This window comes from Agathobaculum ammoniilyticum (assembly GCF_025567315.1).
In the GTDB taxonomy this organism is placed as follows: domain Bacteria; phylum Bacillota; class Clostridia; order Oscillospirales; family Butyricicoccaceae; genus Agathobaculum; species Agathobaculum ammoniilyticum.
Window position 1 is genome coordinate 88,300 of sequence record NZ_JAOQJE010000008.1, and the last position, 10,249, is coordinate 98,548.

The 10,249-nt window shown below is 42.5% G+C and carries 13 protein-coding genes; 9 read left to right on the plus strand and 4 right to left on the minus strand.

Annotated features, from left to right (window positions below):
* Positions 1–146: 146 nt before the first annotated feature.
* Positions 147–1,067, plus strand: coding sequence for a hypothetical protein (locus OCV66_RS10060; RefSeq protein ID WP_147574227.1), 921 nt, complete (start codon positions 147–149; stop codon positions 1,065–1,067).
* A 64-nt stretch (positions 1,068–1,131) separates the two neighbouring features.
* Positions 1,132–1,569 (plus strand): hypothetical protein, encoded by a 438-nt coding sequence (locus OCV66_RS10065; protein WP_147574228.1) that lies wholly within the window; start codon positions 1,132–1,134, stop codon positions 1,567–1,569.
* A 49-nt stretch (positions 1,570–1,618) separates the two neighbouring features.
* Here the strand turns inward: OCV66_RS10065 and OCV66_RS10070 are convergent, their stop codons facing one another.
* On the minus strand, positions 1,619–2,032 hold the full coding sequence (locus tag OCV66_RS10070; RefSeq protein ID WP_147574229.1) for a phage holin family protein: 414 nt from the start codon (positions 2,030–2,032) through the stop codon (positions 1,619–1,621).
* Complete coding sequence (locus OCV66_RS15625; protein ID WP_407933174.1) at positions 2,033–2,575, minus strand: sigma factor-like helix-turn-helix DNA-binding protein; 543 nt, start codon at positions 2,573–2,575, stop codon at positions 2,033–2,035.
* Positions 2,576–2,934: 359 nt separating this feature from the next.
* Here OCV66_RS15625 and OCV66_RS10075 point away from each other — a divergent pair, with 359 nt between their 5' ends.
* The 7 genes from OCV66_RS10075 (at position 2,935) to OCV66_RS10105 (ending at position 7,352) form a co-directional block, all read left to right on the plus strand.
* Positions 2,935–3,303, plus strand: coding sequence for a helix-turn-helix domain-containing protein (locus OCV66_RS10075; RefSeq protein ID WP_147574231.1), 369 nt, complete (start codon positions 2,935–2,937; stop codon positions 3,301–3,303).
* Positions 3,304–3,319: 16 nt separating this feature from the next.
* Entirely contained in the window at positions 3,320–3,895 is a 576-nt protein-coding gene (locus tag OCV66_RS10080; RefSeq protein WP_262564396.1) for an RNA polymerase sigma factor, read from the plus strand.
* Positions 3,885–4,289 carry a hypothetical protein gene (locus tag OCV66_RS10085; RefSeq protein ID WP_147574233.1) on the plus strand — a complete coding sequence of 135 codons (405 nt, stop codon included), beginning with the start codon at positions 3,885–3,887 and terminating at the stop codon, positions 4,287–4,289. The genes OCV66_RS10080 and OCV66_RS10085 overlap by 11 nt, the downstream gene beginning before the upstream one ends.
* A 78-nt stretch (positions 4,290–4,367) precedes the next feature.
* Positions 4,368–4,958, plus strand: a complete 591-nt coding sequence (locus tag OCV66_RS10090; RefSeq protein ID WP_147574234.1) for a matrixin family metalloprotease — start codon at positions 4,368–4,370, stop codon at positions 4,956–4,958.
* Between the two features lie 18 nt (positions 4,959–4,976).
* Positions 4,977–5,627 (plus strand): hypothetical protein, encoded by a 651-nt coding sequence (locus OCV66_RS10095; protein WP_147574235.1) that lies wholly within the window; start codon positions 4,977–4,979, stop codon positions 5,625–5,627.
* Positions 5,608–6,192, plus strand: coding sequence for an RNA polymerase sigma factor (locus tag OCV66_RS10100; protein ID WP_262564399.1), 585 nt, complete (start codon positions 5,608–5,610; stop codon positions 6,190–6,192). The genes OCV66_RS10095 and OCV66_RS10100 overlap by 20 nt, the downstream gene beginning before the upstream one ends.
* 149 nt (positions 6,193–6,341) lie before the next feature.
* The gene (locus OCV66_RS10105) at positions 6,342–7,352 is read left to right on the plus strand and encodes a hypothetical protein (RefSeq protein WP_147574237.1); all 1,011 of its coding nucleotides are present in this window, start codon (positions 6,342–6,344) and stop codon (positions 7,350–7,352) included.
* A gap of 50 nt (positions 7,353–7,402) precedes the next feature.
* Here the strand turns inward: OCV66_RS10105 and OCV66_RS10110 are convergent, their stop codons facing one another.
* Both OCV66_RS10110 and OCV66_RS10115 read right to left on the minus strand, forming a co-directional pair.
* Positions 7,403–9,214: an S-layer homology domain-containing protein gene (locus OCV66_RS10110; RefSeq protein WP_147574238.1), complete on the minus strand. Its 1,812-nt coding sequence runs from the start codon at positions 9,212–9,214 to the stop codon at positions 7,403–7,405.
* 324 nt (positions 9,215–9,538) lie between these two features.
* Positions 9,539–10,249: DUF6744 family protein (locus tag OCV66_RS10115; protein ID WP_262564402.1), on the minus strand; the 711-nt coding region annotated here is incomplete at its 5' end.

Below are 10,249 nucleotides of genomic sequence, written 5' to 3' on the forward strand. Positions count from 1 at the left end.
GAAAAAAGCGCAGATAAAGACCTTACAGGTGATGCTTCTGGCAGATGAAGGACAATTGGAACGGATCGGGACACATGTACCGTGTGTAGCGGCATACACAGACAGCGCAGGCCGCCTGAAAATAAAAAGTTTGGAGGGAAAACATCATGGGGATTGACCAGAGAATGCAGCAATGGCTGGAAAACTCACGGCAAAGGTTTTTTGAATCGGATTATAAAGAACTGGATAAGGAACTGACTCCCGAAGGACGGACAGAATGGAACAGCATTTATGCTTCCTACCGGTCCGGAGCGCTGCTGCATGGAACTGTGATCGGCGTAGAGAAGATTGCGGCGCCTTCCATGGACAGCGCAGGGGGAGTTGGCGACGGATCGGATGAGATTCCTTGCATTGTGGTTGTGCCGTACCGTGCAAAGATACTGATTCCGGAGCCGTTGATATGGTGGCCGGGCGAGGAAAGAGAGAGCTTCTTACTCAACCATATGGGCGGGGCGAATGTGGATTTTGTGATTATAGCAGTAGACCGGCTGAATGAATTTGCCATCGCCTCACGGGTACGGGCAATGGACCGCAGGAGATGGCAAATGACAATGGTTGAGAGACTGCAGGCCGGCGACATAACAAGCTGTGAGATCCTGAGTGTTGGGCCGGGCCTGCTGACGATGTCCTGTCATGGCTTTGACTATACGGTGACTCAATCCGGATTGTCCTACTCCTGCCTTGGGGACTTGCGGTCTGTTTACCGGCCGGGACAAAGGCTGAAAGCAAAAGTGATAGCGGTGGACGAGGGGAATTTGGAAATTTCGGTAAAGGACGCCGCGCCTGATCCTTATATTGGGGCGGAGTACCGTCATCCTGTGGGTTCGACACGGCTTGCCACTATCATCAGCAAATATAAGGGCGGCGTGTTTGCGAGGCTGACGGATGGTTGTACGGTCGTTTGCCGTTATGCCAGGCAGTTTGAAGACAGTCAATTCCGTCCGGAGGATATCGTGAATGTGGAGATAACCTCGTACATGGATGGCAGGAAATGGCTGCGGGGTAAAATAAAGGGGAAAATTGGGTAGCGATACGGAAAGAGCGGCGGTACCCCATGTAAAGGCATCTTCCAAATGAAGGAACAGGCAGGTATTGCGGCTGCAATACCTGCCTGTTTTTATGCCCCACACTTTCTTTATTCCTTTTTACCGGACTGCCGCGGCAGACGTCTTACTGATACTGTTCCCAGTTGGGATGGTCGGTCAGCTTTGTCCAATGCTCATGGATGTATTCCTTGCGGTCGAAGTCGCGGCCGTTGGTGGCCTCCTACACAGCCAGATAGAACCAATCCCCCGGCTGATTGTCCGGCTATACATGCATGCCGGACAGCAGATACCTGCCAAAAGCCATGATTTATTCCGTCAAGATTTCTCTTTCCGTTATTTTAAGACCTGTAGTTTGATTGATATAGATATTGTACCTGAACGTGAAGCCTTTATGCGGAAAGCCAAAACCGGCCATCTTTACTGGAATGGAATCAGAACGAAAAAGAGTCCAGCAGTGAAATCTGCCGGACTCAATAAAAGATAAAGATTGTACTATTTTTCGAACGAGTTATCTAATTATCAATGTAAAACAATTATTTTTCATTTGAATCTTTTGTATTGTCTATTTGCTCCAGAAGGTCTTTCAACTTTGCTGGAACAGGCAACCCTAATTTAGTGGCGTTTTCTATAATGGATATACCCTCGTTTGAAAGATAGAAAAAAATAATAGCTGTTTGGAACGTCTGGCCACTGCCGATAATATAAGCATCAATCATATGCCCGATTCCAACAAAAGCTAATATTAATATCTTTTTGAAAATACCTCGTGCGCCAATGGCGCTGGATAATCCTCTGCTCACAATAGCGATCATAACACCACTAATATAATCAATGACCATAAATGCACATAGCATATAGAGTATAGGACTTCCCACTCCCCAAAACCAGCCTATTGCAGCACCAATGATAGAAACATAAGCTTGACCAATTGCCCGAAAAGTATCCATTTATGTGTCCACTCCCTTTCGCCGGGTTATTCCCCAATACGCGCTCAGTTTGTTTAAAGCACGCTTTTTGTTCTGATTTATATATTGACGAGATACGTTCAGTCGTTTCGCAAGCCATGCGCTTGGCATTCCCTGAAGACATGTCCAATACACGATTTCAAATTCTCTTTTAGAGAGTACATCTTTGAGTTCTTCCTTCAACAAATCGTCATAATTGTCACTTACAGACATTGAGGAGAGAATCTTGTACTCCTGATCTTCCGTAAAAGACGAAAGATTGCTCTCGAGGGGAGGGGTTTTAACCTTACAGAGATATGCGTTATGTAGCGAGTGAACTATGTAATTCGTGTATGCCCCTTCGTTTTTGATCTTTATATCTTCCCAAGGGGTTTCTTTGATTAGTCGAATCAGATGACATCGAAGCTCCTCATAAGGATCGTTACATCGATACAATAGCGAGGCGTATTTTCGCAAAATAGGGTCGAATTTCTCAATTATCATCATCGTGGATTCGTCTGAGCCGGATTGAGCGTTACGAAGCATTTCTAACAACAATTAAATCACTCCCGAAATCCATGCTTTCGATGGATAACGAGTAATGATAAAAAAAGACTGCGAATGTAAACCGTTGTTAAAGTCCAAACGGTAAACTACGCAGTAAATAAATAGACGAATTTTGGGGAGTTAACAAATATAATATCAGAAAAATTTATTTGAAAAAAACATTAGAAAAATTTGGTTAAGATGCGTAATATAATTGGTGGTATAGCGGGTATATTCATACGAAAAAGGGGAAGTATGTCTATACATAATATGCAAGTTATATTAGACATGTCGTGTCGTGTAAATTCTGGAATAAATCTGACATAATAATAAAAAACCAAAGAAAGTGTCAGGGTTCTATGGAAATAGATTGGATGGCTTGCGGAAAACGCATTCAAACATTACGGGATTCTCTGAAGCTTACACAAGAAGAGTTAGCAGAGATAGTTGGTGTTTCCTCTAACAGTATGAGCCGTATCGAAAGAGGCACACAGCATACGACAGTCAGTGCTTTGAGATCAATTGCGCGAACATTCCATGTGTCTATGGATTATCTCCTTGACGGGATTGAAGTATATATGGATGCTCCTCAGATAGAGGAGAGTTTAATGGCACTCGGCGAGATTGGAAATCAACTTGCACGTTGTACGCCAAAACAGTTGCATTATGTATCAAAAACACTGTTGCCAGCACTTTTGTTACGTAATGAATTGGAAGAGCTTAATTAGATGGGATTATTGCAATATGGCATCAATTAATGAGGCGTTAGCAAATCACAAGTTATATCGTTTACTAAAGCGCATAGCTGAAGGTGATGAGCAAGCAGTCGATAATCTATATAGCGATTATGGTGATTTTATTTATTTTCATATCTTGAATATTACAGATAATAAATATATTGCTGAAGAGATTTTTCAAGAGGTCTTTATCAACATTATTATGTTGTCGCCTGACAAGTTACCGAGATTTGGTGCTACCAGTTGGCTGACCACAGTGACGCATAACACAACTATTTCATATTTGAAAAAGCGCGAAATACGCTTATCAAGTTTGCCATCACTTGAGACGGTTTTCGAGTCAGAGCATGCGATGCCTACAAGCAGCGGAATAGAAGATAGCATTGTTTCCAAAATATATATCAAGGATTTATTGTCAATACTAAAAAAAGATACACAACAAATCATGTCTCTTAGATATCAGGGCTATACCTTCAACGAGATTGCAGATGAGTTGCATATGAATCCAGCTACTGTTCGCAGCCGATATTCCCGAGCACGAACGGAAATCAAAAAAATTATGGGTGAACAAAATGACAAATAGTGATCGCGATCAGGAGCTGTTACAAAAGTATATGGCTCATCTTTTGCCAGAAGATGATGAAAGGTTAAAGCAGATCAAACAACATGTTGGAAGTGAGATATTCCGAAGTCGGCAGAAATCAACGTTGAAAAAGCGGGCGAGCCGTTTTTATATGGCTTCTATTATAAGCGTACTTTTGTGCCTGGGAACATTTGGTGGATATCGGTTCTTACTTCAAAACCAGCTATCTGGATCGCACGCTATTTCGAATGTATTTGGACTAAACCTCCTAAACAAGATTCAAAATCCTGAATTCATAGCAGTTCTCTTTGTTTTGTTTGCAGTTTTTTTAATTTGCGCGATTATCTTTCTATGGCGTGGCCTTGCAAGCCAGAAAAAATCGAAAAGGCTTTGAATTGTTGCATCAAATAGATAGTACTCCTTAGTCTGTTATATTGTAGGACCTACAAAACAGACTAAGGAGTGTTTATTTATGAAAAACAAAAAGAGAATACCTTTCGCTGTGTGCCTGACTGCAGCGCTCTTTGCTGGTATGGTTACGGCACATGCCTATGCAATCTTGGCTGCCGGTGGATTTACTCCTGTCCCAACACAAGTAGTGCCATATAAGGGGTTTAGCAGTTCTATCAACTCTGCAATTTCAAGCGCATGTTCAGCATGGAACGGCGCAGGGGCCGGAAGTCTGGTCACACGATCAAGTAGTACACACAGCAACACGCAGTTTCCGTTGAAAAACGGTGCAAATCAGATCACACATACCAATATGGGAAAAAATGAAATGATGATGGATACCCGCTTGACAGAAGTAAAAATTGTCGGTGTAATAGCCTATAATACAGAAGTGGATATCAACGTTAATACTGCATATCCATGGTCCACTACAGGTGATCCTAATGCATATGATTTTCAAAATTGTTTTACACATGAACTCGGCCATCTTTTAGGTCTTAACGATGAAAACTCAAAATCAGACAGCACAATGTATTCGGTTACCAGTGTAGGTGAAACGAAGAAACGAACATTAGCACAAGATGACAAAAACGGCATCAATGCTATCTATTAAAGTGTGAGGAGAGGCAAAATGAAAAAGTTAGCGATTTTTACAATGGTGTTCTGCTGTGGAATATTGGCTTATTTCGCCTTACCTAAGACCGTTTCCATTCGGGTTGATGCCATAACGGCATATATGTCGTTAGAAGAAATGGTTACCAAAGCTGACTTGGTTGCAGAGGTCAATGTGAAATCATTAAGTGAAAGCGAATGGAATGTTGACGAAAATGGGGATCAAATCGATCAAATACATACGGATGTAAAGGTACAACCATTAAATATTTATTTTTGTGATACAGATGGAATCAAAAACATATCAGATGCAGAAGAAATCGTCGTAAGAACCGATATCGGGCGGATTGGAAACACCATACAAACATCTTCTAGCTACCCATCGCTGGCAGAAAATGAAACGGCCTTATTGTTTCTTGCAGAGGAGTCTGACGAAACAGGCACTTATTACATCATTTTGGGTAACAACCAAGGTAAGTTTACAAAGCAGGAAAGTAGCGGAGAACACTACTATACCAATGGCCGTGACCAACTACCTGTCGAAGGGATTCAGGAAACGCTTCACCAAATCGCAATGGATAATGTAGATACGAAATGGGCAAGCGACTATTATACAGATGAAGAAATTAAGGCTATGAATGATGCGTTATTTGAGTCAGGAGAAGAATGAGTTACGACGTAGACCGGTCGTTATAGGATTTTACTTAATTGATTCTTCAATTCAAATTACAATTGAAGAATGTTACAAACGTTATTATGCTGAACTTGTGCAATTAGTTGAATATATTGTTCATCATCACGATTTAAGTGAGGATATAGTTCAAAATCTTTTTGTGGAATTGCTTCAGTCTCATTCTATGCGCAAAGTGATGAATCTGCAGCATTTGAAACAATATTTTCGACTGGCAGCAAGATGCAGGGCGTACGACTGGTTGCGTTTATGTGAGCGCATGAGGATAGCACCTACATCTGGAGCGGTACCGGTACCTATGCTTGAGGCTGATACGGATCCGGAAAATCACATTATGTTGGTTGAACAAATACAAAAAATAGAAATTTTTCTTGCTATGCAACAGGTGCGGAATCGAAAAATTTTTTTGTTGTATTTAAGCGGTATAGGCGTACGATCACTGGCACAGATATTTGGTATTGCGACTACCACGGTATATGCGATTCTTGGGAAGATGCGGCGCAGCCTTAAAGTGTTTCTTCATATGGAAGAGAAAGCACAATAGTGCTTTCTCTTTTTTTCCCTTATGTTTACTTTTGCGCTTTTTTTTCTCTTTTATAGATGAACTTGAAATTCCGTGCAACTGCTTGGGCAAAGCAGCTACGCGTTAGGCCCAATAGAATTTTAAGTAAAAAATAATAGGAGAGATGAATTATGAGTTATACCCCTGTTGCCTATACTGCAAACGGTAGTACCCTGGTGTACTCTAATACACCTGAGGCTATTAAAGGTACCACACTTGGAAGTGGGCGTAAAAAGTGCCTTTACACAGTAAAGTATAATTTGCCAGTTAACCAGATTGTAAATATTGAGTACTACCATAGCAACCAATCTGGCGGTAATTTGACTTTTGGTGTGTACCTTGCCAATACTGGCACTACTGCAGCGCGATATGTTATACGCCGTATATCTGGTCAGTCAGGATCGACTTCACAAAGTGCGGCAATTGCGCTTAAGTGCAATAAAAGCTTCTATCAGAGTTCCATTAACAGTGCACAAGATTCGCCACTTAACCCTAACATGGGACGCGTAATTTGTAAACAGACGGTTGGTGCGCCGACTACAATTAACGGAAAAGTGGAAATTCAGGCAATGACCTCTGGGCTTGTAGCATATGTCGTTTTTTATGATAGCACCTACGTCAGTACCCCGACTGCGTCTAATCTTGTGCGGGCAGAAGACGATAACCTTAATCGCACATCGGCAGTATTCACTTATAATCACCGGTCAACCAGCACTATTACACCGGTTGTAGGAAGACAATATCTTTTATATGCTACCGAAGGCGATTCTACGGTATCTAGTCCGCTCACGTTCAATCCTGGAGAATATCCCCTTTCTGCAAGTCAGGCAACTGCCGGCAAGGATGGTATTGGTACACAGCGAGCTGATGGCAAAAATACAAAGTGGCTCTGTCTGGGCAACTACGGTTGTGTATATGATATTAACTTTGTTAGCACCAAAAATAGAATTGCTAAAATTGCACCGATCCGTGCTAACAACTGTTGCTTTATGGCACGAGCAAACGGCGGAGTATGGTATGATTATTCTAATATTACAAAGAATAATCCATATACCGTTCGCCTTGACAGTCTAAACCAGCTTTCGCTTGTTCTGGTTGGCGGTAATACAGGAGACCTTAAACTGTATTTTGAAGACGCATAATTAAAAGCCAAGCGCTATCTGCGTAAAGCAGATAGCGCTTGGCTTATTAACTAGTTTAGTGCAACTCCGCTTGTTGAGTAATAGCGGATAGTTTTGTCTGGATATGAAATACGAACTAGGCCATCTTGAAAACTTATAGATTCTGCGTTAGATGCCCGAAATAATTCCTGGCCATTCTCGTCAGCAACGATAGCATATTTAATATAATGGTTTTTGTCAGAGGGGTCAGGCTCGAAGCTTATCCAAGCAATACAGTTTCCTCCATCGCTTATAACCCCCTGCAAATTCTTTCTTAAAATGTTTCCATCCTTATCGCAAAGGCAACTGATATAGCTATTGCCTTCTAATATGTCCATGATATAGCGGCCATACAATACTTCACCTTCACTATCGTCTAAAAATGGCTTGGATACCACGTTGCCTGAAAAATCAAATAGATGCCGCTCACCTCTGCTAGTGTTATTTAAACGCCCGCTTATTAGACCTTCCTGCATGAATTCAATGTTAGGGGATTCAAGTTGTCCCCAGTCAAAAACAACAGTACCATCATAATGGAATATAGATATCTGCCCGAAAGAGTTCTGTAATACAAGATAAGGACCAAATCCGTTCAGATAATAAGACTGTTCTAAGCTTTCTATTCCGCTGATGCGGGATAATAATTTACCGTTTGAATCATACAGGGCAGGAGAGGTGGACATGTCAGTAATGGCTACAAAACAATCTTGATACACATTGCTGAAATATTTATAAACAGGATCGACTATCATTTCGCCAGCACCATTGATGATACCGCACTTTGAGGACTCATCATCACCGAAGCTGATAGACCACAGTTCATCTGAAAGGGGGGAAACATACAAAACATTTTCATATAGAACTTTCCCTGAGGGCAGTGATATTACTGCACTCGTATCATTGGTATAAAAAATCCATGCACATTTATCCGAAATAAATGTGACATCCTCTAATTCTGTAACAGTATTCACAAATTGGCCGTCTATACTCATAATTTTAACCCCCATATCAGATGAGAGCTTAATATATTTGCCATGTGGAATTGACGTATCCCAAACAAAGTCCGTTGTAGAGGTTTGAGGGATCGGAAGGATTTTTGGCACCAACACTTCCCCAGATAATGTAGTATAACCGTATGTTTGAGTGGTCGCATCTGTGTCGATCAGAATGGTTTGTGAAGCCTTATTGTTTTTGCCATCAGACTCGGCCCATCGAAATAAGCGTAGAAAGGTAATTGCAGATTGCTCAATAGTATAGTAATCGTTTGGACCGAATTTATTGTTTGGCAATCCAACCATGACGCCTGAATTGTAACAAAAAGCTATGCCGTCTAATGCCCAGGAATAAAAATGAGATTTCTCCACTCCATCAGATAAATATTCCGGTGAGCTGTTTCTGTCAGACCAGGTGTGCGAAGCCAGAAGGCTGGCATCGGCATCTGGAATCACTGCTGTTTGGGTTAATCGATATAGCATGGTAGCAGCTTCTTGACGTGTGATCAATTTCTTTGGGGCGAATAAAGAAGTTGTTCCGGTACCGCCGACACCGTTTACTATTCCCAAAGCTGTTGCCTGTAGAACATATTTAGAGTTGGTATCAGCATAATGGCAATGCGATGTATCTATAGATGAAAGATCTAATCCACATACGTTTAACAGAGAGATTGCCATTTCACAAAATTCTTCGCGTGTGATAGGCTGTTGATATGAATTCTGCAAATGATCAGGAACTAATCCGAGTTTAACGGCTTCATCGCAATCGTTTTCTGCCCATGAAGATGGTGCGGCAAGTGAACATGTAAAAGTTAGTAAAAAAGCTAAACTAACGGAAATTAAATTTTTCATAGTGTCTCCCTCCACTTCCTTATAGCACTTTTGCTTATTTTATCACTTCTACTTGGTTGTTTCAAGTTAGGCGTGAAATACAAGCGTTATCATTATATGAGAGTACGGTATAACATCCATACTTAGTAATGCAGCTCCACGCGTATTAAAAGCTGTCTAATTGCTTGGGTTGAAAATAATCAGATACGCTTGCCTGATTACAAGAAACCCCTTTGAAGCCGGTTTAGCTAAGGTACTAAAAAATATAAATGGAACTTATTATTCAGGAAAGGCGTGCTTATGCACGCCTTTCCTTTCGGTATACGCTATAAATAGAGTGTGCTTTCAGGCTGCTTTCAAAGCCCGTATCCCCTGGGACCGTATCTGCAATTCCTGCTGGTACAGCTGCAGGGAATGAAATTCCTCGTCTGTCTCCGTCAGCTCCTTCTGGAACAGCGCCTCGTAGCGCTGCTTTTTCTCCTTCAGATCTTCAATACGACGGATCCAGCGCTCCATGATGGCCGCGCTCTGGCAGCCGCTGTCTATCAGGTAAGCTGCCTTCTCCTGGTACTCCTGCGCCTCCCTGCGTGCGAGTGCATAAAACTCGCCGGCCATCTTTTCACGCTGCTTTGCATCGTCAGCCACAAAAAAGCTGTTCACCACCAGCGCCTTGTCGTTCCGGTTGGCATGGTTCAGCTGCTCTATCAGTTCCTCGAACAGGCCAACCTGGTGCATTTTGTCCCGCGGGATGAAATACAGCTTGCCATAGACCGAGACCGGCAGCGCGTCCAGTGCCTTCAGATAGTGCAGCAGCACCGTGTCTATCTGGCTGCGGCCCAGGCAGTTCCGGAACACGCCGAATTTCTGCTCCATGTCTGTGCAGAGCTGGTCCACATCCAATAGCGGGTCGCCCTGCACGGTATCGTGGTACATCATACCGGCGCCGCTGTCATAGCAGACGTTGGCCAGCTTCTCATACCGGTTCGTGCGCAGGCCAACGCTCTCCCGCACCAGCTCGCGCGAATAAAGGTTTCCGTCCCGCTGGTTGTCGCGGCA

Excerpts from the sequence above, each read along its gene's own strand:
- OCV66_RS10060 (WP_147574227.1), top strand. The coding sequence starts at position 147 with ATGGGGATTGACCAGAGAATGCAGCAATGGCTGGAAAACTCACGGCAA.
- OCV66_RS10070 (WP_147574229.1), bottom strand. The coding sequence starts at position 2,032 with ATGGATACTTTTCGGGCAATTGGTCAAGCTTATGTTTCTATCATTGGT.
- OCV66_RS15625 (WP_407933174.1), bottom strand. The coding sequence starts at position 2,575 with ATGCTTCGTAACGCTCAATCCGGCTCAGACGAATCCACGATGATGATA.
- OCV66_RS10075 (WP_147574231.1), top strand. The coding sequence starts at position 2,935 with ATGGAAATAGATTGGATGGCTTGCGGAAAACGCATTCAAACATTACGG.
- OCV66_RS10080 (WP_262564396.1), top strand. The coding sequence starts at position 3,320 with ATGGCATCAATTAATGAGGCGTTAGCAAATCACAAGTTATATCGTTTA.
- OCV66_RS10085 (WP_147574233.1), top strand. The coding sequence starts at position 3,885 with ATGACAAATAGTGATCGCGATCAGGAGCTGTTACAAAAGTATATGGCT.
- OCV66_RS10090 (WP_147574234.1), top strand. The coding sequence starts at position 4,368 with ATGAAAAACAAAAAGAGAATACCTTTCGCTGTGTGCCTGACTGCAGCG.
- OCV66_RS10095 (WP_147574235.1), top strand. The coding sequence starts at position 4,977 with ATGAAAAAGTTAGCGATTTTTACAATGGTGTTCTGCTGTGGAATATTG.
- OCV66_RS10105 (WP_147574237.1), top strand. The coding sequence starts at position 6,342 with ATGAGTTATACCCCTGTTGCCTATACTGCAAACGGTAGTACCCTGGTG.
- OCV66_RS10110 (WP_147574238.1), bottom strand. The coding sequence starts at position 9,214 with ATGAAAAATTTAATTTCCGTTAGTTTAGCTTTTTTACTAACTTTTACA.